22 protein-coding genes and 1 pseudogene are annotated in these 22,784 nt (G+C 70.7%); 5 read left to right on the plus strand and 18 right to left on the minus strand.

Annotation, left to right across the window (positions count from 1 at the left end; all coding sequences use genetic code 11):
- Positions 1 to 71: 71 nt before the first annotated feature.
- Positions 72 to 509: pseudogene (locus ACFW2E_RS09770) on the minus strand (Lrp/AsnC family transcriptional regulator); the annotation flags it as partial.
- A gap of 268 nt (positions 510 to 777) precedes the next feature.
- On the opposite strand from ACFW2E_RS09770, the gene ACFW2E_RS09775 reads away from it, so the two are divergent.
- Positions 778 to 1,215, plus strand: a complete 438-nt coding sequence (locus ACFW2E_RS09775) for a hypothetical protein (protein ID WP_384464041.1) — start codon at positions 778 to 780, stop codon at positions 1,213 to 1,215.
- A gap of 28 nt (positions 1,216 to 1,243) precedes the next feature.
- Here the strand turns inward: ACFW2E_RS09775 and ACFW2E_RS09780 are convergent, their stop codons facing one another.
- Positions 1,244 to 2,338 carry a phosphotransferase family protein gene (locus ACFW2E_RS09780; RefSeq protein ID WP_384464043.1) on the minus strand — a complete coding sequence of 365 codons (1,095 nt, stop codon included), beginning with the start codon at positions 2,336 to 2,338 and terminating at the stop codon, positions 1,244 to 1,246.
- Between the two features lie 11 nt (positions 2,339 to 2,349).
- Positions 2,350 to 3,453 (minus strand): hypothetical protein, encoded by a 1,104-nt coding sequence (locus ACFW2E_RS09785; protein ID WP_384464105.1) that lies wholly within the window; start codon positions 3,451 to 3,453, stop codon positions 2,350 to 2,352.
- Between the two features lie 140 nt (positions 3,454 to 3,593).
- Here ACFW2E_RS09785 and ACFW2E_RS09790 point away from each other — a divergent pair, with 140 nt between their 5' ends.
- Complete coding sequence (locus tag ACFW2E_RS09790) at positions 3,594 to 3,818, plus strand: hypothetical protein (RefSeq protein WP_384464046.1); 225 nt, start codon at positions 3,594 to 3,596, stop codon at positions 3,816 to 3,818.
- Between the two features lie 16 nt (positions 3,819 to 3,834).
- Here the strand turns inward: ACFW2E_RS09790 and ACFW2E_RS09795 are convergent, their stop codons facing one another.
- Positions 3,835 to 5,007: an acyl-CoA dehydrogenase gene (locus ACFW2E_RS09795; RefSeq protein WP_384464049.1), complete on the minus strand. Its 1,173-nt coding sequence runs from the start codon at positions 5,005 to 5,007 to the stop codon at positions 3,835 to 3,837.
- A 334-nt stretch (positions 5,008 to 5,341) separates the two neighbouring features.
- Between ACFW2E_RS09795 and ACFW2E_RS09800 the strand changes: the two genes are divergently transcribed.
- A complete protein-coding gene (locus tag ACFW2E_RS09800; RefSeq protein WP_384464052.1) occupies positions 5,342 to 6,565 on the plus strand; it encodes a glycoside hydrolase family 18 protein in 1,224 nt (407 codons plus the stop codon).
- 51 nt (positions 6,566 to 6,616) lie between these two features.
- On the opposite strand, the gene ACFW2E_RS09805 is transcribed toward ACFW2E_RS09800, so the two are convergent.
- The 5 genes from ACFW2E_RS09805 to ACFW2E_RS09825 form a co-directional block, all read right to left on the minus strand.
- On the minus strand, positions 6,617 to 7,276 hold the full coding sequence (locus tag ACFW2E_RS09805; RefSeq protein WP_384464055.1) for a TetR/AcrR family transcriptional regulator: 660 nt from the start codon (positions 7,274 to 7,276) through the stop codon (positions 6,617 to 6,619).
- A gap of 108 nt (positions 7,277 to 7,384) precedes the next feature.
- Complete coding sequence (locus ACFW2E_RS09810) at positions 7,385 to 7,525, minus strand: SCO1431 family membrane protein (protein ID WP_384464058.1); 141 nt, start codon at positions 7,523 to 7,525, stop codon at positions 7,385 to 7,387.
- 101 nt (positions 7,526 to 7,626) lie between these two features.
- Positions 7,627 to 8,988, minus strand: coding sequence for a peptidase C39 family protein (locus ACFW2E_RS09815; protein WP_384464061.1), 1,362 nt, complete (start codon positions 8,986 to 8,988; stop codon positions 7,627 to 7,629).
- 186 nt (positions 8,989 to 9,174) lie between these two features.
- A complete protein-coding gene (locus ACFW2E_RS09820) occupies positions 9,175 to 10,716 on the minus strand; it encodes an amino acid permease (RefSeq protein ID WP_384464064.1) in 1,542 nt (513 codons plus the stop codon).
- A gap of 37 nt (positions 10,717 to 10,753) precedes the next feature.
- Entirely contained in the window at positions 10,754 to 11,710 is a 957-nt protein-coding gene (locus ACFW2E_RS09825; RefSeq protein WP_384464066.1) for a hypothetical protein, read from the minus strand.
- Between the two features lie 251 nt (positions 11,711 to 11,961).
- On the opposite strand from ACFW2E_RS09825, the gene ACFW2E_RS09830 reads away from it, so the two are divergent.
- The gene (locus ACFW2E_RS09830) at positions 11,962 to 12,582 is read left to right on the plus strand and encodes a uridine kinase (RefSeq protein ID WP_384464108.1); all 621 of its coding nucleotides are present in this window, start codon (positions 11,962 to 11,964) and stop codon (positions 12,580 to 12,582) included.
- 593 nt (positions 12,583 to 13,175) lie between these two features.
- On the plus strand, positions 13,176 to 15,038 hold the full coding sequence (locus ACFW2E_RS09835) for an AAA family ATPase (RefSeq protein ID WP_384464069.1): 1,863 nt from the start codon (positions 13,176 to 13,178) through the stop codon (positions 15,036 to 15,038).
- A gap of 30 nt (positions 15,039 to 15,068) precedes the next feature.
- Here ACFW2E_RS09835 and ACFW2E_RS09840 read toward each other — a convergent pair whose 3' ends face one another.
- The 9 genes from ACFW2E_RS09840 to ACFW2E_RS09880 all read right to left on the minus strand — a co-directional run bounded on the left by ACFW2E_RS09840 (position 15,069) and on the right by ACFW2E_RS09880 (position 22,450).
- Positions 15,069 to 16,154: a hemolysin family protein gene (locus ACFW2E_RS09840; RefSeq protein WP_384464072.1), complete on the minus strand. Its 1,086-nt coding sequence runs from the start codon at positions 16,152 to 16,154 to the stop codon at positions 15,069 to 15,071.
- Positions 16,151 to 17,485, minus strand: coding sequence for a hemolysin family protein (locus tag ACFW2E_RS09845; protein ID WP_384464075.1), 1,335 nt, complete (start codon positions 17,483 to 17,485; stop codon positions 16,151 to 16,153). The genes ACFW2E_RS09840 and ACFW2E_RS09845 overlap by 4 nt, the downstream gene beginning before the upstream one ends.
- Before the next feature lie 204 nt (positions 17,486 to 17,689).
- Complete coding sequence (locus ACFW2E_RS09850) at positions 17,690 to 18,154, minus strand: PH domain-containing protein (RefSeq protein WP_384464078.1); 465 nt, start codon at positions 18,152 to 18,154, stop codon at positions 17,690 to 17,692.
- Positions 18,155 to 18,174: 20 nt separating this feature from the next.
- Positions 18,175 to 19,023 carry an ATP phosphoribosyltransferase gene (gene hisG / locus ACFW2E_RS09855; RefSeq protein ID WP_384464081.1) on the minus strand — a complete coding sequence of 283 codons (849 nt, stop codon included), beginning with the start codon at positions 19,021 to 19,023 and terminating at the stop codon, positions 18,175 to 18,177.
- Positions 19,024 to 19,075: 52 nt separating this feature from the next.
- Positions 19,076 to 19,348 carry a phosphoribosyl-ATP diphosphatase gene (locus ACFW2E_RS09860; protein ID WP_384464084.1) on the minus strand — a complete coding sequence of 91 codons (273 nt, stop codon included), beginning with the start codon at positions 19,346 to 19,348 and terminating at the stop codon, positions 19,076 to 19,078.
- A gap of 33 nt (positions 19,349 to 19,381) precedes the next feature.
- Positions 19,382 to 19,867: a 6,7-dimethyl-8-ribityllumazine synthase gene (gene ribH, locus ACFW2E_RS09865; RefSeq protein ID WP_384464087.1), complete on the minus strand. Its 486-nt coding sequence runs from the start codon at positions 19,865 to 19,867 to the stop codon at positions 19,382 to 19,384.
- Between the two features lie 20 nt (positions 19,868 to 19,887).
- A complete protein-coding gene (locus ACFW2E_RS09870) occupies positions 19,888 to 21,201 on the minus strand; it encodes a bifunctional 3,4-dihydroxy-2-butanone-4-phosphate synthase/GTP cyclohydrolase II (protein ID WP_384464090.1) in 1,314 nt (437 codons plus the stop codon).
- A complete protein-coding gene (pnuC, locus tag ACFW2E_RS09875; protein ID WP_384464093.1) occupies positions 21,198 to 21,848 on the minus strand; it encodes a nicotinamide riboside transporter PnuC in 651 nt (216 codons plus the stop codon). Before pnuC ends, ACFW2E_RS09870 begins: the two co-directional genes overlap by 4 nt.
- On the minus strand, positions 21,845 to 22,450 hold the full coding sequence (locus ACFW2E_RS09880) for a riboflavin synthase (RefSeq protein WP_384464096.1): 606 nt from the start codon (positions 22,448 to 22,450) through the stop codon (positions 21,845 to 21,847). The genes pnuC and ACFW2E_RS09880 overlap by 4 nt, the downstream gene beginning before the upstream one ends.
- Between the last annotated feature and the right edge of the window lie 334 nt (positions 22,451 to 22,784).

The following is a 22,784-nucleotide window of genomic DNA, read 5'->3' on the forward strand; positions in this document are numbered from 1 at the left end:
TGTTTACCACCCACCCGCGGGGGGCCCCCCGGGGGGGGGGGCGCCCCCCGGGGCCCGGGCCGCTGCTCCCACCGGGGGGGGGCGCGGCCCGGCGGGGGTGCCCCCCGCCCCCGGGGGGCCGGCCCCCCCACGCCCGCCAGTGTCCGCACGTGGGCCAGTAGTTCCTCCAGCTCGTGCGGCGTGGCCACGCGGACCTTGAGGATGTAGTTCTCGTCACCCGCGACGCTGTGACAGGCCTCGATCTCGGGGACGCCGGCCAGGCGGTCCGCGATGTCGTCGGGGGCGCTGGGGTCGAACGGTTTCACCGAGATGAACGCGGTCATGGGCAGCCCCACTGCCTCGGGGTCGACGACCGCGGCGTAGCCGCGGATGACGCCACGTTGTTCCAGCCGGCGCACCCGCTGGTGCACGGCCGACGTGGACAGGCCCGTGGCCTTGCCCAGGTCTGTGTAGCTCATCCGCCCGTCCTTGACGAGCAGCTGCACGATTTGACGGTCCAGCTCCTCCATGGCGCAAGAACCTACAGTGCGCCTGATCTCCTCGGATACCCGAGCAGCGCAGGTCATACCCGGTTCGTGATGTCCCGGAGAGCAGGCAGTGAGCCGTCCGAGGGACAAACCCACCGCACCGGGCACCTGCGCCGGGCATGTGACGAAGGCCACAGCGTTCGGGCGCGCTCCGTGATGCACTCGTGATTACCACCCAGACGGGACGGGAAGTGCTTGCTGTGGTCGAGGCCGCAGTGCCTTCACGGCCCAGCCCGAGGGGGAGAGTCCCATGCACAGTCTTAAGCGCCCTGGTCGTACCGCGTCCAAGCGGCAGCAGCCGGTCGTCGCGCCCGAGCCGGAGGGCGTCGAACCCGACGCCCTCGAGGCCGAGGAAGCCGACGACTACGACACCTTCGAGATGTACCGGGTGATCTGCCCGGACTGCGCGCAGCCCATCGCCCTGCTGGCGGACGAGGACGTCCTGCCCGAGCACGCGCTGTGCGCCTCGCCGTGGAACCCGTTCGGGCTCACGGTGTGTGCCGGAACGGGCCGTGCGGCGGCCGACGCCCGCCCCGCGGACGAGAGCTTCGAGCCGCAGGAGCAGGGCACCGCCCTCCTGCTGACGCTCCCCCAGGGTCTGAACTGGCGGACCCAGCCCTTCTCGCACGTCGGCGGCCCGGGCTCGCGCCCGATGCGCGTACCGGCGATGCGTCGCCAGGCCGCCTGAACCGACCGGCTCGGCCCGCCGGCTTCGCTCAGTCCCAGTAGCTGCCCTGCACCATGGCGCGCAGACTGCCGTGGTGCAGGATCAGTGTGTCCGGGTCCGCCGGCACGGCGACCTCGCCGAAGTACGCCTGGCGGTAGGCGACGCGCAGCATGACGATGGCATGCCGCAGGGCGGCGTACAGGGTGTAGAAGTCCATGTCGCGCGGGGTGTGGCCGGTCAGGCGCGCGTATCGCGCCTCCACGCGGTCGCGGCGCAGGAAGCCGGGCAGCCCGCGCCGGCCGGAGGCGACCGTGAGGTCCTGGAAGAAGCGGTGCAGACAGACGGTCCAGCCGAGGTCCACCTCGCGCGGGGCCGTCGCCGCCATCTCCCAGTCGAGGACGGCCACGGGGTCGAAGCCGTCGTACACGACGTTACCGATCCGTGCGTCGCCCCAGTTGAGGACCGGTTCGCCGACCTCGCGCGGCCACAGCTCGGTCAGCCGGTCGAAGGCTGCCTCGATGAGGGGTGAGCGGGAAAGTCCGTCGACCACCCATTCGTAGTAGGCGCGTTGGGCCTCGACGTGGTTGCGGAGCGGGTCGCCCTGTCCCGGCAGAGCCAGGAACCCGGCTTCGCCGACCGGAACTTGGTCGTGCAGCCGGGCCAGGAGGGCGATCGAGGCCGCCTCCAGGTGCTCGCGCTGCGCCTCGGTGGCGGCGTGCAGCCAACTTCCCTCGTACGTATAGGGCATGACGTCGGGTGGCACGCGCCCTTCGACCCGCTCCATGACGAAGAACGGCGCGCCGAGCGGTCCGGGGTCCTCCTCCAGCCAGAGCACCTTCGGCACGGGGAGGTCCGAGCGGTCGGCGACGAGGCGCATCGTGCGGTACTGGCGGGCCATGTCGTACGCCGGGAACACCGTGTACGCCGCCGGATCCGCCGCGAGCCGCAACACGCAGGCGCGCAGGGGTGGTTCGGGGTGCTCGATGTCGAAGAGCAGGGTCTCGCTGGACATGCCGTTGGAGGCCGGGACGGTGACCGCGACGGCCTTGGCGCCGGGCAGCCGGGTGCCGAGCCAGGAGGTGAGGCGGCGGGTCAGCTCCGCGGGGTCGCGGGTCGTGGTACGGGGTCGGGGTGCCGTGGCCATCTCCACCTCCCTCAGGGCGCTACCGAGTCGAAGCCGGTGAAGCCGCTCGGGTCGTGCCGCCCGAACGAGCCGTGTTCGAAGATGCCGTGACCGATCCGGTCGCCGAGCCGGAATCGGGCTGCGTGGTCGGTGACCCCGAAGGCCGCCAGGGGGTGGGCCGACGGGTCCGAGAGGTCGTAGGTGCGGCGGTCGGTCCAGCCGCGGCCGCGCCAGGTGCCGTGCTGCCAGTCGTCGGCGGGCGGATAGCCGGCGCCGACGGCGAGCGGGGACGAGGCCAGGATCTCCGCCTCCAGCTCCAGTGGTTTGCGCGGGTCGCCCAGGTGAATCAGGGCGCGCTGCGGGTGCCGGGTGCCCGAGCGGTAGGTGATCTCCGCCCGGGGCCAGCCCAGTTGGCGGTCGCGGCGGCCCGGGACCACGAGTGTGGCGTCGTTCAGCGTGCGGTGACCGTCGGCGTCCTCCTGGACGACGACCATCAGGAAACGGTCCTCGAAGCGGACGGGGCTCCAGATCCAGTGGAAGCCCTCGGCGGGGTGGTCCTCTGCGAGCCGACCGCCCTCCTCCCCCGGGATGGGCCGCACGCCCCAGCTGCGGTCGCGGGTGCCGGTCCACTCGTCGGTGGTGACGCGGAACTCCTCGTCCGGTGTGCGGATCACGCCCTCCGCGCTTCCCGCCTGGACGAAGCGCCGCCCCTCCAGTGTGAGCCGGCCGCCCCGGCGCTGGATGTGGTGGGGTTCCCACAGGGCGGGGAAGGCCGCGGTCCACACGAGGTCGTACGAGAGGGTGTCCTCGCAGGTCAGGCGGAGTCGCCGTAGGGGCTCCTCGACCTCGATGCGCAGCGGGCCGACGGTCAGCCGCATGCGGTCGTCGCCGAGGGCGTCGCAGGCCCGTACGGCGTGCAGGGTGTCCCCGGTCCGCAGGGTCGCGTAGGCGTCGATCACCCCGGCGTTCGGGTAGACGCCGAGCCCGAGGATGAGCAGGGCGCGTCCCTCGTGGTCGAGGACGTGGAAGATGCAGCGGTCGTAGGCGTTGCGGTCACCTGTCGCCACGTGCTTCATGGACAGCGGGACCTGGTGCACGGGGTATTCGTCGAGCGGTACGGGACGGTCGTCGGCCACCAGTGGACCTCCCTCGGGGAAGTTCAGCTGACGGTACGTCAGGCAGCCGGGGGTCACCAGAGGCCGGCCGGACGTCCGTGAACTCACGCGCGATTCGGTGCGCCGGTGACCTGTCCGGCCCTTCTGGCGTTTGCCCGGGCATGACCCCCACGTACACGGCGACCGGGCGTCAGCGCCGACTCTTCGTGCCCCCGCCCGCAGGATCGGTTCCGCCGCCCCAGCCGCCGGATCCGCCGATCTACCGCGATCTGATGCGTGTCTGGGCCGACCGGGGCCGCACCCTGCCGGGCCGCCACGATCCGGAGTGGATCAGGCTGGCGGCCCCGACGGTCCTCCAGGGGTATTTCAGCGATCTGACGGACTAGGACTCGCCAACCGGATTCAGCGGCCCTCGGGTCCCGCCAGATGGCGGGCGATGACCATCCGCTGGATCTGGTTCGTGCCCTCGACGATCTGCAGGACCTTGGCCTCGCGCATGTAGCGCTCGACGGGGAAGTCGGCGGTGTAGCCGTATCCGCCGAGTATCTGCACGGCGTCGGTCGTCACCTTCATCGCGGTGTCCGTGCAGTGCAGCTTGGCCATGGCCGCCTGCTTGGCGAACGGGCGGCCCGCGTCCCGCAGCCGGGCCGCCGCCAGGTAGAGGGCGCGGCCGGCCTCGATCTGGGTGGCCATGTCGGCGATCATGAAGCGCAGGCCCTGGAAGTCCGAGATCGGGTGCCCGAACTGGCGCCGCTCGGTGGCGTACGCGACCGCCTGGTCCAGCGCGGCCTGGGCCAGGCCGATCGCGCAGGCCGCGATGCCCAGCCGCCCGGAGTCGAGCGCGGACAGGGCGATGGCGAAGCCCTGCCCCTCCTCACCGATGCGCCGCTCGTCGGGAACCCGCACGCCGTCGAAGTGGACCTGCGCGGTGGGCGAGCCCTTCATGCCCATCTTCTTCTCCGGCACCGCGCCGCTCAGCCCCCCGGCGTCGCCGGGCACCAGGAACGCGGAGATCCCGCGCGAGCCCTCGTCGCCGGTGCGCGCCATGACGGTGTAGAAGTCGGCGATCCCGCCGTGGGTGATCCAGGCCTTGGTTCCGTTGATCACCCAGTCGTCGCCGTCGCGCACCGCCCTGGTCCGCAGCGAGGCGGCGTCCGAGCCGGAGGAGGGCTCGGAGAGGCAGTACGCGCCGAGCAGTCCGCCGCCGAGCATCGCGGGCAGGTGCTCGACCTGCTGCTCCTTGGTGCCGTAGGCGGCCAGCGCGTAGGAGGCGAGGGTGTGCACGCTGACGCCGAGTCCGACGGTGAGGCGGACCGCGGCGAGCTCCTCGAGGACCTGGAGGTAGACCTCGTACGGCTGGTCGCCGCCGCCGTACTCGGAGTCGTACGGCAGGCCGAGCAGCCCGGAGTCGGAAAGGAGCGTGAAGACCTCGCGGGGGAAGCGTCCGGCGTCCTCCTCCTCGGCCGCCCTCGGGGCGATCTCACGCTGCGCGATGTCGCGGACGAGCGAGATCAGGTCCCTGGCCTCGTCGGTGGGCAGCTGACGCTCCACCGGCTGCGGGGCGCGGTCGGACATGGCGACGGTCTCCTCCCTGTCGGGGCACATCGGCGGACGTGCGCCTTGGGTGGGGCGGCGCCGCCTGGTCTTCGTGAGTCCGGCCGTGGCGCGCACTCCCGGGTCTCGGAAGCTGCTGACCAGCGGCTCTGCGCTGTGAGTATGCCCGATCAGCGACCTCCAGTCACCAGTTAACGACCGCTTACTTCAGGAAGTCCACCCCAGAATTCCGCACGCCGGGAATTGGTACGAACCATTGACCAAGTGGTCTAGTCCTCCTAGTCTCTTGGCCGACACTTGACTGCGTACATGCCAATCGGCGCGCGTTTCCCTCTCCCCCACGAGGAGACACCCGATGCACACTCCCCGCACGTCCGTCCGGGCGCTGCTCTCCGCCGCCTGTTGCGCCGTCCTCGGCGCCGGGCTCCTGACCGGCGCGGGCACCGCCACCGCCGCCGCCCCCGCCCCGAAGGCCGCCGGCTCGAAGGTCGTCGGCTACTTCACCGAGTGGGGTACCTACGACCGCAAGTACTACGTCAAGAACATCGAGACGTCCGGCTCGGCGGCCAGGCTGACCCACATCAACTACGCCTTCGGCAATGTCACCGGCGGCAAGTGCTCGATGGGCGACTCCTACGCCGCGACCGACCGGGCCTACACCGCGGCCGAGTCCGTGGACGGCGTCGCCGACACCTGGGACCAGCCGCTGCGCGGCAGCTTCAACCAGCTCCTCAAGCTGAAGAAGAAGAACCCCGGCCTCAGGATCCTCTGGTCGTTCGGCGGCTGGACCTGGTCGAGCGGCTTCGGCGAGGCCGCGAGGAACCCCGCCGCGTTCGCCCAGTCGTGCTACGACCTGGTGAAGAACTCCAAGTGGGCGGGTGTCTTCGACGGCATCGACATCGACTGGGAGTACCCGAACGCCTGCGGCAACACCTGCGACACCAGCGGCCGCGCGGCCTTCGGGAACGTGATGGCCGCGCTGCGCTCGAAATTCGGCGGCACAGCACTGGTCACCGCGGCGATCACCGCGGACGCCACGAGCGGCGGCAGGATGGACGCGGCGGACTACGCGGGGGCAGCGCGGTACGTCGACTGGTACAACCCCATGACATACGACTACTTCGGCGCCTGGGACGCCACGGGCCCGACGGCCCCGCACTCGCCGCTGACCTCCTACTCCGGCATTCCGAAGGCGGACTTCCACACCTCGGCGACCATCGCCAGGCTGAAGGGCCTGGGCGTCCCGGCCTCGAAGCTGCTGCTCGGCATCGGCTTCTACGGGCGCGGCTGGACCGGTGTCACCCAGGCGGCACCGGGCGGCTCGGCCACTGGACCGGCGGCGGGGACGTACGAGCAGGGCATCGAGGACTACAAGGTCCTGAAGGGCAAGTGCCCGGCGACCGGCACCGCGGGCGGCACCGCCTACGCCAAGTGCGGCAACAACTGGTGGAGCTACGACACCCCTTCGACCATCGCGACGAAGACGGCGTGGAAGAACCAGCAGGGCCTGGGCGGCACGTTCTTCTGGGAGCTCAGCGGGGACACCGCGAACGGCGAGCTGATCAAGGCGATCGGCTAGCCGGCGGCGCGCACGTCCGGGGCGGGCGCCGCTGCCTTTGCCCCGGTGGCGTCAGCCCTCGCGGCGGGCGGGCGGCGGAGCCGGGTAGGACGGGTCCAGTTCCTCGACGGCACGCAGGGCTCCGCCCAGCGTCTTCACCAGCAGTTCGCGCATGGTGTCTCTGGACAGTTCGGGATGATCGATCCAGTCGAGGGCGGCGCCCTCGACGCTGCACACCCAGGAGAGCAGACCCATGCGGGCGAGGGGCGCGATCTCGCTGCGGCCGTACGCGCCCTCGGCGATGGTGTTGACGATCGCCTCGCGCACGCCGTCCCGGATGGCGTGCACCTCGGCGTCGAAGCCGACGCCGCCGCTGACGATGGTCCGGTAGGCGGCCTGGTGGTGCTCGGCGTAGCGCAGGTAGCCGTCGATGGTGCGATGGACGCGGTCCACCTGCGGCAGTTCGGTGCCGCCCGCGGCGGTGGTGACCAGCTCGGCGACGGAGTCCTGGATGATCGCCAGGTAGTAGCCGCGCTTGGACTGGAAGTAGTAGTAGATCAGCCCCTTGGCGACATGCGCCTGCCGGGCGATGTCGTCCATGGAGAGCGCGTCGTAGGACGTGTCGGCGAACAGCTTCCGCCCGATGCCGATGAGCTCGGCGCGACGCGCCACGGAGCGCTCGGTACCGCGCGCCCGGGGGCGGACGACGGCGGGCTGTTGACTGATATTCAATTCGGACCCTGGTCTCGACGGGCGGCGGGACATCCGCAGTATGGCAGAACGGCCATCACCCGTTCGGTCGGACCTCGCAGGCCGCGACTCCGCCGGGCCGGACTCGGGTCACACCAGGCCGAGCTGGGTCACGAGCATCGCGAGGACCACGACCAGGGTCCAGCCCAGAACATGCTCGACGATCTTCGGACCGTCGTCCTTGGGACCGCCGGTACGGGCGCGGGTGGTGGTGGCAGAGTGTGTGGTCATGGTCTCTCGCTGAAGTAGGACGTACTGGGCGGATTCCCCCCACCGGTCTGTCCACCTTGCCACCCGCGACGGCTCCTGCGGCCGAGAGGTTGCTCACACGGTCAGCACACGCCCACCGCCGCGAGCGCCTTGTGCTGGCGGGAGCTCGGATGGGCGGGGAAGTAGAGGTAGCAGACACCGCCCGTGCCCGAGACGACCTTGCCGCTCGCGTTGTACCGCTTGGTCCGCAGCCAGATGTTCTCGAACTCCCTCCTGAGGTACACCCGCCGCACCGCCTCATCGCTCGGCGAGGCCGGGTCGTTGGCGATCACGTCGCCCTCCGCGGTGAAGCCGATCACCGTCATCAGGTGGCCGGAGGTGCCGTAACCCGCGCCCGTCAGCTCGGTCTTGAGGAAGGACTGGGACGTTATGGCCGGGATGCCGGCCGCGATCAGGGTCTCCAGGTCGGTGAGCGAACCGAGCCGGGTGACCACGCCCTGGAGGTCCTTGAAGGTGGCCGCGTAGGCCGCGTTGAACGGCCAGTTGCCGCAGCCGGTGTACTGGTAGTCGTAGGTGTGGCGGGCCGCGTGGTCCACCTGCGGGTCGGCGTAGCCGGGGTCGACCCAGGACAGCTGCTCGGGGGTGAGCCGGCCACCCCAGTACTCGATGATCATCTGCGAGGAGGTGGGGCTGCACCAGGCCTCGCCGCCATTGTCGTACTCCGGGTACTGGCCCGCATGGATCTCCTGCGAGTAGCGCGGGACGAGCAGTTCCTGGGCCAGGCCGGGCGCGGAGGCCGGGACGGTGAAGCGGTCGGGGATGTCGGAGCCCATCGCGCCGAGCCGCCAGACGACGGGGGTGAGCCTGGTGCCCGGCTTGCGGTAGAGCGTCAGCCGCAGCCGGTACGACACCAGGCGCAGACCGGTCGTGGAGTCGTCGATGGCGAAGGTGTCCGTCCAGATGGTGCTCTTGCCGTCGGTCTGGCCGTCCACCGAGGTCCGCCTGATGTCCTGGTCGCCGGCCGCCCAGCGGCCCATCACGTACCAGGGGGTGTCCGTGCCGTCGGAGTACGTGCCCTGCAGCTCGACCTGCAGCCAGGTGCCGGCCGGGGTCTGCGCGTTCCAGGAGGCGATCGCCTCGGTGGCGGGGACCCGGAGCCGGTGGACCGGGGAGGTCCAGGTCGCGTACTCCCAGGTCGCGGTCGTGCCGGTGTGCGGGTCCGTGTAGTCGGTGGTGCCCGCCGGGGTGGCGATCACGACGCCGGGGCGGCTGCCCGGTACGGCCCGGACGCCCTTGCCGGCACCGGAGCGCCAGTCGGGGTAGGTGATCCAGGCACGGTAGTCGACCGGTGGGGCCTGCCCTGATGCGCCGGCGTCGTGCGCGGGCGCGGACACGGCGGCCGCCGGGCCCGTGCCCCCGGCCACCGCGGCGGCGACCGCTGCGGCCAGGACGGTTCTGCGGGACGGCTGTTCGGCTCTGCTCATGGGCGGATGACCCCCGGTGTCCGAGTGGCAGCTGTGCGCCAACTATGGCCGAGGCGACATGGCCCTGCCAGCACTTCGGCCCATGCCACGCCCACGAATATTGGTCTCGCCCACTGGCAACACCCGGTCGGACCGGTCGGGCCCGGCGCACGCACACGACGTGCGCCGGGATCCGTGCCGCACGGGTCAGATGAGGTCCATCGCCGCGACCTCGTCCGGACGGCCGTAGCTGACCGGTCCCTGGAAGCGACGGCGGGCGGTGGCGAACCACCACACCGTGGCCACGACCAGGACGACGGCGAGGGCGATCGGCGCGTAGTTGAAGGAGTCGACGGTGATCGGCGAGGCCTGCGGCAGCATGAACAGGACACTGCTGAGCAGGATCCAGGTCACCGCCAGCCAGCCGATCGGCCTCCCCCAGCGCCCCAGGTGCCAGGGCCCGGGACGGAACTCGTCGCCCAGTCTCAGCCGCAGGAAGATCGGCACGGCGTAGGCGAGGAAGAGCCCGACCACGTTGACACTGACGATGGCGGTGAACGCGGTGTGCGACCACCAGCCCGGCAGCACCAGGGCCAGCGAGCAGGCCACGGCCAGCCACACCGCTTTCACCGGCGTGCGGGTGCGCGGTGAGACCGAGTGCCACAGACGCGAGCCGGGCATGGCGCCGTCCCGCGAGAAGGCGAAGATCTGCCGGGTGTTGCTGGTGAGGTTGGCGAGGCCGCAGAAGAGCATCGCGCCGATCACGATCAACAGCAGCGCCTTCGCCCAGCCCGTGCCGAGCCCGTCGATGAGAATCTGGACGGGCGGCGCGGCCGAGCCGGCCACCTTGTCGTAGTCGCTAATGCTGTAGACCAGTGCCAGCATCAGGATCAGGCCGGTGATCGCCGAATAACCTATCGAACGGGTGATCCCCTTCGGGGCGTTGACCGTCGCCTGGACCGTTTCCTCGGACATGTGGAAGCTGCCGTCGAAGCCGGTGAAGGTCCAGCTGGTGACCAGCAGTCCGAGCATGCCGCCGTAAAGGCCGTTCGTGAAACCGGTGTTGTTCACGAAATGCGTCACGAAGGATGCCGACTGATGATGGTCCGGCATCACGATCAGTGTGGTCACGATCACCACGAGTCCGATCAGCAGCCACCACACGGAAATCCGGTTCAGGACGGCCACGAGCTGGACCGTGTAGGTGTTGGCGAGCCCCTGCAGCACGATGATCAGAGCCGTGATCAGGACGGTCTGATGCACGGTCGGTTCGTACGAGGACCACTGCAGGGCGACGAAGGCCTGGATGAAGGTGGCGGCCGCGTATCCGGTGGCGGCGGTGCCGCCGATCTGGCCCACGAAGTTCAGCCAGCCCGTGTACCACGACCAGGCGCCCTTGTTCCGCTTGGCGAGTTTACCGGCGGAGAAATAGAGCGCCCCGCTCGTCGGATAGGCGGAGGCGACTTCCGCCATCGCGGCACCGATGAAGAGCACCATGACGGAAACGCCGATCCAGCCGAAGACCAGAATGCGGGGTCCGCCCGCATTCATACCGTATCCGAAAGACGAGAAAATACCCGACAGAATATTGATGATGGTGAAGGAGATCGCGAAATTGTCGAACGCCTGGAATCGGCGGGTCAGTTTCCGCGGATAACCCATCGCATGCAGGGTCGCATCGTCGTCGAGCGCGATCGGGTCCTCACCCCCGCGAGCTTTGGCCCGTGGATTCGATATCCGTTCTGACACTGATCGGCCTTTCTCTCGGTAGGGGACGAGCAGGACGTCAGGCGGCACCCGGCACGGGCAGGCCGCAGGCGCGCCGGGCCCGGGAGAGCTGCTCGGCGGGTTCGCCGAACACGCTCCAGGGCATGCGCGAGGCGTACGGCCCCATCGCCGCGAAGACCGCCCGGGCCTCGAACTCGCGCTGGGCCATGACCAGCGCGTGCGCGAGGTAAGCCAGGTCGAGCACCGGGGTGAAGCGGTAACCGGCCGCCACGGGCAGCCAGTTGTGGTAGATCGCCAGGGCGGTGGAGCGCCATTGGGGCTGCTCCCAGACGCGGTCGGCGAGCAATTGGGTGGGGTTGTAGCTCTCCACGAGCGCGACGAGGGGAAGCAGCCGCAGCGGGGAGTCGGCGGGTGCCCGCTGGCTGAGGAAGGCGGCCACGTCCCAGGCCGCGTTGACCGAGCCGCCGTAGCGCGTGAAGAAGAACGAGAGGAAGCGGTGGTGGGCCTCGCGGTTGAAGGCGTCGAGGGTCAGGACGTGCGCGAACAGCCGCCACGGGCCGGGCGGTGCGGTGAGCAGACCGTTCGGCGCGGGGTCGCGCAGCCGGTGCAGCCGGGCCATGGCCAGCTTGGCGGCCCAGGGCGTGGGGTCGGCGGGGGCCATGGTGGCGGCCCGGTCGCAGGCGGCCAGGGCGATCCGTTCCAGGACCTCGGCCCGCTCGTCCCGGGCGTCGGCGGCACGGACCGCGCGCAGCACGGCCACCCGGGCCCACATCAGGGCAGCCTCCGGGGTCGGTTCCTCGGCCAGCCATCGTTCGACGAGGTCGGTGCCGGCGGCCTCGGAGGCCAGGACCAGGGAGCGATGGGCGCGCAGGCCGAAGTCGGTGCGGGTCTCGGCCAGGGCTTCGCGGGCGCTCAGATAACGTCCGGCGCGCACGTCGACGCATACGCTCGCGAGCACGCGGTCGTCGGCGGCCGGATGCCACACATACTGGCCCTCGAATAACTCCGCGGTCATCTTCCCCTGTCCGTCCCCGTTACGTCGCACCGCAGTCGCGCACGGAGCACCTTACTCAGCGCCGGGCACGCCCGGAACGGCGAATTCGACATATCGGTCAGCCGATTCAGAACATTAATGAAACGATTGGCGGCCGACTCGGAGGTAGTTTAAGACGATACGTTTTTTCACCCACGGTCGTGTCCGCTATACGGCACTACTAGAATGTTTCCGGAAAACTGCCCACACCGCATCACACCTCAGGAATCACCATTCACGACCTCGCCGCCCGCCTGCGCGAACTCCCCCCGTCCTGCGGACCGGTGCGCCTGGTCGGCGTCGACGGACACGCCGGCTCGGGGAAGACCACGTTCACCGGGCACCTGGCCGCCGCGCTCGGCGGCGCCCCGGTGCTGCACCTCGACGACATCGCCAGCCACGACGAGCTCTTCGAGTGGACCGGACGACTCCTTACCCAGGTGATCGAGCCGTTCGGCCGCGGCGAGACCGCGGCGTACGCGCCCTACGACTGGCACGCCCGCAGCTTCGGCCCGCCCCGCGCGCTGCCGCCCGCACCCGTGGTCCTGATGGAGGGGGTCGGCGCAGGCCGGCGCGCGCTGCGCCCGCATCTGGCGCGCCTGCTGTGGATGGAACTGCCGGACGAGGAGTCCTGGACGCGCGGCCTGCTGCGCGACGGATCCGAGCAGCGGGACTTCTGGGCCGGGTGGGTCCGGGCGGAACAGCGGCACTTCGCCATGGACCCCTCGCGACCGCACGCCGACCTTCTGGTGCTGCAGTCACAGAAGGGGTACGAGGTGCTGCCGGGACCCCTAGTGACCGATGGACCGGACCACGTAATCACTCAGGGTGACGGCCCGTCCGCTGTGTGCTGAACTTGTGAAGACCCCTGTCTGAGAACTTGTTCGAGTGCTCCAACTCGGCTTGACCGGGGGGCCGTACAGGACTTACGTTCTCAATGAGCGGCCATTGGGAGCCGCCCCTCAGACGCGAAGCCCCCGGTTGTTCCCCCGTGATCGGGGGATTCGTTCTGCCCGGCGCCCGTTTTCCGCACGCCGCGTGCACCGATCCGCTCACCCTCGGTCACCGAACTCGGTGCGCCCCCTCCGCTCCCACCTCGTCAAACGGGCCGTGCGGCACCCTTCGGCGGGCACCCGGCCCGCGGGTACGATGCCCTCGGTGCGACCTTCGAGCGGCTGCTTCGCGCACTTTCAACTCCGGTCCGCGGCACAGCGGTTCGACCAAGGCGGCCATCGGACGACAGTCCGGTGGTGAGGGGGTGTCAGGTGGATCAGGCCGGATCAGGGAGCTGGGCCTGGTGCGTGCGGCTGCAAGGCGGAGGAGGGCGTCTGCGCGGAGCATCGGCAACCGACGACAACGCGGCAGATGCGCTGGTCGGGCCCCGCGAGCCCGGCCTGATCCGCCTGACACCCCCAGACCAACGGGGGCACGGTTTGTGGGGGACGTGATGGACTTCGGCACGCAGGGCCCCGAGGCCCCGGCCGACCTCGCCTGGCTGCGAGGCGTGGACGCCTACACGATGGGCGCGTATCCGCAGGCGGAGGAGGAGTTCCGCATCGCGGTGCGGATGGATCCCGGGATGGCCGACGCCTGGCTCGGGCTGCACGCGCTGCGCGTCGACACGACGACCGCGCTGCTCAGGATGTTCCGGCACCGGGACCGCTTCGGGGAGCAGCGCGCCCGGCACCGCCGCACTCTCAACTCCTGGTACTGGCTGGGCTGGTGGGTCCAGCCGGTCCTGGAGAACCCGCGCGACCTGCTCCTCGCCCACGCCTCCCACTGGCTGGACGGCCGGCACGTGCCCGAACTGGACCGGGCGCTCGCCGGACTCCCGCCCGTGGACACCGACCCACAGGTCCGCTTCCTGCACGCCTGCCGGTCCTATCTGGTCAAGGACTGGGAACAGCTGGTCCGGCACACCGACCCCCTCCTCGACGACGCGCTGCTCGGCATCGAGGCGGGCCTGTTCGGCGGCATGGCCCGGGTCCGCCTGGAGATGTACGGGCAGGCGGAGCCGCTGCTGTCGGCGGCCCTGATGCGCTGCCGCAGCGAACAGCCCCAGCGCAAGGAGCTGCGGTACTGGCTGGCCCGGGCCCACGAGGGCACCGGGCGCAGCGCCGCGGCACTACCGCTGTACCGGGCGGTGCACCGCGTCGACCCCGCCTTCATGGACACCTCGGCCCGGCTGGCCGCGATCTCCGAGGCCGACGGGTACGACGACGCGGCCGACCTCGCGGCGATCACGCTCACCGGAGCCGGGCAGGACACCGTGGACGGCCCCGACACGCTCGACCCCCTCTTCGGCACCGAGGGCCGCGACCTGCGGTTCTCCGAGCCGGACCTGCCGGCCGGCGGTTCCCTGCCGTCGGTGAGCGACCCGGCGGTGCGCGCGAAAACCGTCGTGCCGTCGCCGCTGCCGGCCGGGCCCACCGACCCCGCGCTCCTCGAGGAGGCGCTCGCCGAACTGGAGCGCATGGTGGGGCTGGAGCCCGTCAAACGCCAGGTCAAGGCGCTCTCCGCCCAGTTGAACATGGCCCGGCTGCGGGCGGGGCAGGGTCTGCCGGTGCAGCCACCGAAGCGCCACTTCGTCTTCTCCGGCCCCTCGGGCACCGGCAAGACCACGGTCGCCCGGATCCTCGGCCGTGTCTTCTACGCCCTCGGCCTGCTCGGCGGCGACCACCTCGTGGAGGCCCAGCGGGCCGATCTCGTCGGCGAGTATTTGGGCCAGACCGCGGTCAAGGCCAACGAGCTGATCGACTCCGCGATCGGCGGGGTGCTCTTCGTCGACGAGGCCTACTCACTCTCCAACTCCGGATACGGCAAGGGTGACGCGTACGGCGACGAGGCCCTGCAGGTCCTGCTCAAGCGGGCCGAGGACAACCGGGACCATCTGGTGGTGATCCTGGCCGGCTATCCGGAGGGCATGGACCGGCTCCTGGCCGCCAACCCGGGGCTGTCCTCCCGGTTCACGACCCGGGTCGACTTCCCGTCGTACCGGCCCCTGGAACTCACCTCGATCGGCGAGGTGCTCGCCGCGGAGAACGGTGACGTGTGGGACGAGGAGGCGCTGGACGAGCTGCGGTCCATCGCCGGGCACGTCGTCGACCAGGGGTGGATCGACGAGCTGGGCAACGGGCGGTTCCTGCGGACGCTGTACGAGAAGAGCTGCGCGTACCGGGACCTGCGGCTGTCCGCCTATCCCGGGGCGCTGTCCCGCGGCGACCTGGCGACCTTGCGACTGCCCGACCTGATGCAGGCGTACGGCGAGGTGCTGTCCGGACGGGGGCCGCAGGATCCCTCGGCCATGTGACCGACGGATCCCGCGGCCGCCCGCGCGAAATCAGCCCGCCAGCGCCTGCTCCGGCTCCCCGCTCACCCGGGGTTCCGTCACCCTCGGCTCCGGGGCCTCGCGGTGCGCCGGGTCCCGTACCTCACCGACCAGCAGCTCGAGTACGTCCTCCAGGGCCACCAGCCCGAGCACCTTGCCGGAGGCGTCGGCCACCTGGGCCAGATGCGTCGCGGCCCGCCGCATGACGGTGAGCGCGTCGTCGAGCGGCAGCTCGCACCGGAGGGTCGTCATCGGCCGCCAGACGTGCTGCGGTACGGCCCGCTCCGAGTCCTCCAGGTCCAGTACGTCCTTCACGTGCACGTATCCCATGAAGGCACCCTTCTCCGCGGCGACCGGGAAGCGCGAGTACCCCGTCCGGGCGGTGAGCCGGACGATCTCCCCGGGTGTGACCGACGGGGTCACCGTCACCAGCGACTCGCGCTTGAGGAGCACGTCGGTGACCGGGCGGGAGCCCAGTTCCAGCGCGTCCTCCAGACGCTCCTGCTCCTCCGGGGCGAGCAGGCCCGCCTGGCCGGAGTCCTCCACCAGCCGGTTGAGCTGCTCGCTGGTGAAGACGGCCTCGACCTCGTCCTTGGGCTCGACGCGGAAGAGCCGCAGGATGCCCTGGGCACAGGCGCCGAGGGCCACGGTGATCGGTCGGCACAGCCGGGCGAAGGCGACCAGACCCGGGCTGAGCCACAGCGCCGCCTTCTCCGGCGCCGCCATCGCGAGGTTCTTCGGGACCATCTCGCCGATGACGAGGTGGAAGAAGACCACGGCGGCGAGGGCGATGACATACCCGAGCGGGTGAATCACGCCGTCGGGGAGATGGATCGCCCCGAACGCGGGTTCGAGCAAATGGGCGACCGTCGGCTCGGCGACGGCACCCAGGGTCAGCGAGCAGACGGTGATGCCGAACTGTGCCGCGGCCATCATCTGCGGCAGCCGCTCCAGGCCGTAGAGCACCTGGCGGGCCCGCGCGGTGCCGAGGGGTTCGATCTGGCTGCGGCGGACGGACACGAGCGCGAACTCGGCGCCGACGAAGAAGCCGTTGGCGAGCACGAGCAGCGCGGCGAAGAGCAGTTGGAGCACGCTCATCGGGCGGCCTCCACGGCGGGAGCCGCGGGAGCCGTCCGCACGAGGCGGACGCGTTCCGCGCGGTAGTGCCCGACCTGGCGCACGGAGAGCCGCCAGCCGGGGAGTTCGGCCTTGTCGCCGGGGGCCGGAATCCGGCCGAGCAGGTCGGCGACCAGGCCCGCGACGGTCTCGTACGGGCCTTCGGGCACGTCGAGGCCTATGCGCTGCAGGATGTCGACGCGGCAGCTGCCTTCCGCGTCCCAGGCGGGCCTGCCGTCCTCCGAGGGCACGGCGGCGAGCTCGGGCACGTCATGGCCGTCGTGCTCGTCGCGCACCTCACCGACGAGTTCCTCGACGATGTCCTCCAGGGTGACCACACCCGCCGTGCCGCCGTACTCGTCGACGACGACGGCGATGGGCTGCTCGCTGCGCAGACGCGCGAGCAGCGGCTGAACGGGCAGCGTCTCGGGAACCAGCAGCGCCCTGCTCGCGATACGGCCTACGGGGGTGCGCAGCCGCTCGTGCGACGGGATCGCCAGGGCGTCCTTGAGGTGGACCATGCCGACGATCTCGTCGATCTTCTCCCGGTAGACGGGGAAGCGGGACAGGCCGGTGGCCCGGGTGAGGTTGACCACGTCCTCCGCGGTGGCCGAGTCCTGGAGCGCGCTCACCTTCACCCGCGGGGTCATCACATGCTGTGCGGTGAGCTCGCCGAGCGACAGCGTCCGTACGAAGAGATCGGCCGTGTCCTGCTCCAGCGCGCCGGCCTGGGCCGAGTGCCGGGCCAGCGAAACCAGTTCGCCGGGGGTGCGGGCGGAGGCCAGCTCCTCGGTGGGCTCGACGCCGAGGGCCCGCACCAGCCGGTTGGCGACCGTGTTCAGCGCGGAGATGACCGGACGGAACAGCCGGGAGAAGTGGTGCTGCGGGCCCGCGACGAAGCGCGCGACCTGCAGGGGCTTGGACACCGCCCAGTTCTTGGGCACGAGTTCGCCGATCACCATCTGGATCGCCGAGGCGAGCAGCATGCCGACGACCACGGCCACACCGGAGACCGCGCCGTCGGGGATGCCGAGCGCGGAGAACGGACCGCGCAGCAACTGCGCGAGGGCCGGTTCGGCGAGCATGCCGACGACGAGCGAGGTGATGGTGATGCCGAGCTGGGTGCCGGAGAGCTGGAAGGACAGCTCCTTGAGCGACTCGACGACCGTACCGGCGCGCTTGTCGCCCTCGGCCGCGGCCTGCTCGGCGTCCGGGCGCTCGACGGTGACCAGACCGAACTCGGCGGCCACGAAGAAGCCGTTGGCCAGGATCAGCAGGAACGCCGCTCCGAGGAGCAGCAGGGGGATGGTCATGATGCCGCCGCCTCCGCGCTATGTCGGTAGGGGGCGGCGCAGGTACTACAGGACGATCCGTCCATCGCCGGAGAGGGTCACTCCTCGGGTAGCAGGAACCCCTGTGCGCCGGGCGGCACGACAGGGGCGGAGGCGCAACGAAAACGCCTCCGTCACCAGATTAATCAAGACATGGGCCGATGCGGCAGGGTGGACGACCCCGAGTCAGCCACCGGACTGCCCGGGCTCCCTCATGGCGCGGGCCTCCGCGAGCGCCCGCAGGGTGCGCGCGTCGGCGATGGCACGCTGCCTGGCGATGCCCGGCTGGATGCCGAGCGCGGGCAGGCTGGTGCCGTCGCTGAGGTTCAGGAACACCCAGGGGTCACCCGGGCGGAGGTTCACCTGGAGGATCTCCGCCCAGTCCAGGCGCCGCTTGCTGGCGATGTTCACGACGGTGACGCCGGACTCGTCGGCGACGACCTTCACCCGGGACAGCTGTGCGAGCACCCAGAAGATGAGGCCCCCGGTGATGATGAAGCTCAGCCGCTCCCCCGGGCCGAGCTGCTCCAGCAGCATGGCGACGCCCGAGATGACCATGAAGATCGCGACGCCGGCTGTGAGCAGGATCGCACGGGTGTGGCCCGGCCGGAAGGTGACGGGGAGAGTGGGCAGGGGTGTGGGTTCGGACATCGGTGCGCGGCCTCCCGGGATCAGAGCCGGCAGGCGTGGATGGCCGTGGTCAGGATGGCCCGCGCTCCGATGGCGTACAGGTCGTCCATGATCCGCTGGGCGTCCTTGGCGGGGACCATGGCGCGGACGGCGACCCAGCCCTCGTTGTGCAGCGGGGAGATGGTCGGGCCCTCCAGGCCCGGGGTGATGGCGACGGCCTGCTCCAGGTGCTCGGCACGGCAGTCGTAGTCCATCATCACGTAGGTCCGGGCGACCAGGACGCCCTGCAGGCGGCGCAGGAACCGCTGGACCTTGGGCTCCTCGATGTCCGCGCCGGTGCGCCGGATGACGACGGCCTCGGACTTCATGATGGGTTCGCCGATGACCTCCAGGCCCGCGTTGCGCAGCGAGGTGCCGGTCTCGACGACGTCCGCGATGATCTCGGCGACGCCCAGCTCGATGGCGGTCTCCACGGCACCGTCGAGGTGGACGACGGAGGCGTCGATGCCGTGGTCGGCGAGGTGCTTGGCGACGATGCCCTCGTAGGAGGTGGCGACCGTCAGACCGCTGAGGTCCTCGACACCCTTGGCCGTGCCGGGCTTGGTGGCGTAACGGAAGGTGGAGCGGGCGAAGCCGAGCGGCAGGATCTCCTCGGCGTTGGCGCCGGAGTCGATGAGCAGGTCACGCCCGGTGATGCCGATGTCGAGGCGGCCGGAGGACACGTAGATCGCGATGTCGCGGGGGCGGAGGTAGAAGAACTCGACCTCGTTCGACGGGTCGACGATCCGCAGTTCCTTGGACTCCCGGCGCTGCTGGTAGCCGGCCTCATGCAGCATCTCCGCCGCAGGGCCGGACAGTGAACCCTTGTTGGGGACGGCGATGCGCAGCATGAGGTCGGCTTCCTTTGTTCGTGCGTACGGTGTGAAGGGTGGCTCTTACGGCTCAGAGGTGGGCGTAGACGTCGTCCAGGGCAATCCCGCGGGCGACCATCATCACCTGAACGTGGTAGAGCAGCTGCGAGATCTCCTCGGCGGCCGCCTCCTTGCCCTCGTACTCGGCGGCCATCCAGACCTCGGCGGCCTCTTCGACGACCTTCTTGCCGATGGCATGGACGCCCTTCCCGACCAGCTCTGCGGTGCGGGACGTGGCGGGATCGCCGTGGGCGGCCTTGTGCTGGAGCTCGGTGAAGAGCTCCTCGAACGTCTTCTTGGACATGGTGGTCCCACCCTACGCGGTTCGGCCGACCCCCTAGTGCCAGGGTTCAGATACTGAGCGGAGGGTGGCCGCGGTCGCCACCGCCGCCGTCACCGCCTCGTGCCCCTTGTCCTCGTTGGAGCCCTCCAGGCCGGCTCGGTCCAGGGCCTGCTCCTCGGTGTCACAGGTGAGCAGGCCGAAGCCGACGGGCACGCCGGTCTCCACGGAGACCTGGGTGAGGCCCTGGGTGACGCCCTGGCACACGTAGTCGAAGTGGGGAGTGCCACCCCGGATGACGACGCCGAGCGCGACGACGGCGTCGTAGCCGCGGCCCGCGAGGACCTTGGCCGCGACCGGGAGCTCCCAGCTGCCCGGGACCCGCAGCAGGGTCGGCTCGTCGATCCCCAGGTCGTGCAGGGCGCGCAGCGCGCCGTCCACCAGACCGTCCATCACCTTCTCGTGCCACTGCGCCGCGATGACGGCGACCCGCAGGTCGCTCGCGTTGCGTACGGACAGTTCCGGTGCACCCTTGCCGCTCACGTCTCTCCCTCAGTGCTTTCTTACTGGTTGCCGCAGGTGGACACCGGCGCGGGCACGGAAGCGGCCGCGGTCGGTGTGTCCAGCCAGGGCAGGTCGTGTCCCATCCGGTCCCGCTTGGTGCGCAGGTAGCGGAGGTTGTGCTCGCCCGCCTGTACGGGCATCGGCTCGCGGCCGGTGACCTTGAGCCCGTGGCGCAGCAGCGCGTCGGTCTTCTCGGGGTTGTTGGTCATCAGGCGCAGGCTGCGGACGCCGAGGTCGGTCAGGATCCGCGCGCCGGCGCCGTAGTCGCGGGCGTCGGCGGGCAGGCCGAGTTCCAGGTTGGCGTCGAGGGTGTCGTGACCCTGCTCCTGCAGCTCGTAGGCACGCAGCTTGGACAGCAGGCCGATGCCGCGGCCCTCGTGCCCGCGCAGGTACACGACGACTCCCCGGCCCTCCTCCTGGATGCGCTCGAGCGAGGCGTCCAGCTGGGGGCCGCAGTCGCAGCGCGCGGAGCCGAAGACGTCACCGGTGAGGCATTCGGAGTGGACGCGGACGAGGACGTCCTCGCCGTCGCCGATCTCGCCGTGCACGAGCGCGACGTGCTCGACACCGTCGGCGGCGGAGCGGTAGCCGTACGCCGTGAACGTGCCGTGCTTCGTGGGCAGGTGGACCTCGGCCTCACGGCGGACGGTGGGCTCGGCGTCACGGCGGTAGGCGATCAGGTCCTCGATGGAGATGATCGTCAGGCCGTGCTTGCGGGCGAACGGGATCAGCTCGGGCAGGCGCAGCATGCGGCCGTCCTCGCCGGCGATCTCGACGATCGCGCCCGCCGGGCGCAGACCCGCGAGGCGGGCGAGGTCGACGGCCGCCTCCGTGTGGCCGTTACGGACCAGGACGCCGCCGGGCCTGGCGCGCAGCGGGAAGACGTGGCCGGGGCGGACGAAGTCGGTGGGCTCCGCGGTGCCGCTCGCGAGCAGCTGGAGCGTGGTGGCGCGGTCGGCGGCCGAGATGCCGGTGCTCACGCCGTGCGCGGCGGAGGCGTCCACGGAGACCGTGAACGCGGTCTTCATCGACTCGGTGTTGTCCTCGACCATCTGCGGCAGCCGCAGCCGGTCCAGCTCCTCGCCCTCCATGGGGGCGCAGATCAGTCCGCGGCACTCGCTCATCATGAAGGCGACGATCTCGGGGGTGGCCTTCTCGGCGGCCACGACGAGGTCGCCCTCGTTCTCCCGGTCCTCGTCGTCGACGACCACGATCGGGCGGCCCGCCGCGATGTCGGCGATGGCCTGCTCGACGGGGTCGAGGGTGAAGTCCTCGATGCCTTCGGTGCTGTACAGGATCGGTGCAGCGCTCATGCCGGCGCTCCTTCCAGAGCGGGCTGCGAGCCCTGGCGGGAGCGCAGCCACCAGTCGCGCATGCCCCACAGGACGAGTGCGCCGTAGATGACGTAGACGAAACCGGAGAAGGCGTAGCCGTTGGCGAAGTTCAGGGGGACGCCGACCAGGTCGACCAGGAGCCAGGCGATCCAGAACTCGACCATGCCGCGCGCCTGGGCGTACATGGCGACGACGGTGCCGACGAAGATGTAGGCGTCGGGCCAGGGGTCCCAGGAGAGGCTGGGGTACGCCTCGAAGAGCAGCGCCACCGCCACCGTACCGGCGGCCGCGGCGCCGGCCATCGCCGCGCGCTCGGTCCGGGTGGCGAAGCGCGGGACGATGTGGCCGTCGCCGCCGTCTTCGGTCCGGCCCTTGCTGCGGTTCCACTGCCACCAGCCGTACAGGGCGACGAGCATGACGACGACCTGCTTGCCGGCGCTACCGGTGAGATGGCCGTAGAAGGCGCCGAAGAGGATGAGGCCGGAGGCGAACTGCACCGGCCAGCTCAGCAGGGAGCGCCGCCAGCCGAGGGCGAGAGCGATGAGGCCGAGTATGTTGCCGATCATGTCCGACCAGAGGATGTGCTGGCCGAACAGGACGAAGGCCTCGGTGTTGAGCCGGTTCACCGGTCGGCCCCCTGACCGGCGGCGAGCAGGCGCTCGACGTACTTGGCGATGACGTCGACCTCGAGGTTGACCGGGTCGCCTGGCTGCTTGAGGCCGAGCGTGGTCAGGGCGAGGGTGGTGGGGATGAGGCTGACGGTGAAGTAGTCCGGGCCGGCCTCGACGACGGTGAGGCTGATGCCGTCGACGGTGATGGAGCCCTTCTCGACGACGTAGCGGGCGAGGTCCGCGGGCAGCGAGACCTTCACGATCTCCCAGTTCTCGGACGGCTTGCGCTCCAGTACCCGGCCGGTGCCGTCCACGTGCCCCTGCACGATGTGCCCGCCGAGGCGCGCGCCCACCGCGGTGGGGCGCTCCAGGTTGACGCGGGAGCCGACGGTGAGGACGCCCAGGCTGGAGCGGTCCAGGGTCTCGGCCATGACGTCGGCGGTGAACTCGTCGCCCTCGTGCTCCACGACGGTGAGACAGACCCCGTTCACGGCGATGGAGTCGCCGTGCTGCGCGCCCTCGGTCACGACGGGGCCACGCAGTCGGAAGCGGGAGGCGTCGCCGAGATTCTCGACGGCGGTGACCTCACCCAGCTCTTCGACGATTCCGGTGAACACTTCCCGGGTCCTCCTGCCTCAATAGGGCACGGACTCCGGGGCCTGTCGATGACGACAGAATGTACGGGTGAGCAACACCGTGAACTCTGCCGCTGCCGAAAGGGACCCGTCCGGCAGCGGACGAGCCCAGATACGGCGGCTCGCACAGGTGCATGCCCGCCCGCCGCGCACTGCCTCCCATCCGGACTTTAACCGTCGGTCCAGGAATTTCACCTGGTCAAGGGGGGGGGGGGGTGGGCCCCGGGGGGGGGGAGGAAAGCCCGGGGGGGGGATTAACACCCCCCCGGGGGGGGGGGGTTGGGTGACCCCCCCCTGGGGGACCCCCCCAAGCCAC

The sequence above is a fragment of the Streptomyces sp. NPDC058964 genome, assembly GCF_042741275.1.
Classification (GTDB): Bacteria; Actinomycetota; Actinomycetes; order Streptomycetales; family Streptomycetaceae; genus Streptomyces.

Bases quoted from the DNA above. Each gene is read 5' to 3' on its own strand.
- ACFW2E_RS09775 (WP_384464041.1), top strand. From the start codon at position 778: ATGCACAGTCTTAAGCGCCCTGGTCGTACCGCGTCCAAGCGGCAGCAG.
- ACFW2E_RS09780 (WP_384464043.1), bottom strand. From the start codon at position 2,338: ATGGCCACGGCACCCCGACCCCGTACCACGACCCGCGACCCCGCGGAG.
- ACFW2E_RS09790 (WP_384464046.1), top strand. From the start codon at position 3,594: ATGACCCCCACGTACACGGCGACCGGGCGTCAGCGCCGACTCTTCGTG.
- ACFW2E_RS09795 (WP_384464049.1), bottom strand. From the start codon at position 5,007: ATGTCCGACCGCGCCCCGCAGCCGGTGGAGCGTCAGCTGCCCACCGAC.
- ACFW2E_RS09800 (WP_384464052.1), top strand. From the start codon at position 5,342: ATGCACACTCCCCGCACGTCCGTCCGGGCGCTGCTCTCCGCCGCCTGT.
- ACFW2E_RS09810 (WP_384464058.1), bottom strand. From the start codon at position 7,525: ATGACCACACACTCTGCCACCACCACCCGCGCCCGTACCGGCGGTCCC.
- ACFW2E_RS09815 (WP_384464061.1), bottom strand. From the start codon at position 8,988: ATGAGCAGAGCCGAACAGCCGTCCCGCAGAACCGTCCTGGCCGCAGCG.
- ACFW2E_RS09825 (WP_384464066.1), bottom strand. From the start codon at position 11,710: ATGACCGCGGAGTTATTCGAGGGCCAGTATGTGTGGCATCCGGCCGCC.
- ACFW2E_RS09835 (WP_384464069.1), top strand. From the start codon at position 13,176: ATGGACTTCGGCACGCAGGGCCCCGAGGCCCCGGCCGACCTCGCCTGG.
- ACFW2E_RS09840 (WP_384464072.1), bottom strand. From the start codon at position 16,154: ATGAGCGTGCTCCAACTGCTCTTCGCCGCGCTGCTCGTGCTCGCCAAC.
- ACFW2E_RS09845 (WP_384464075.1), bottom strand. From the start codon at position 17,485: ATGACCATCCCCCTGCTGCTCCTCGGAGCGGCGTTCCTGCTGATCCTG.
- ACFW2E_RS09850 (WP_384464078.1), bottom strand. From the start codon at position 18,154: ATGTCCGAACCCACACCCCTGCCCACTCTCCCCGTCACCTTCCGGCCG.
- hisG (WP_384464081.1), bottom strand. From the start codon at position 19,023: ATGCTGCGCATCGCCGTCCCCAACAAGGGTTCACTGTCCGGCCCTGCG.
- ACFW2E_RS09860 (WP_384464084.1), bottom strand. From the start codon at position 19,348: ATGTCCAAGAAGACGTTCGAGGAGCTCTTCACCGAGCTCCAGCACAAG.
- ACFW2E_RS09870 (WP_384464090.1), bottom strand. From the start codon at position 21,201: ATGAGCGCTGCACCGATCCTGTACAGCACCGAAGGCATCGAGGACTTC.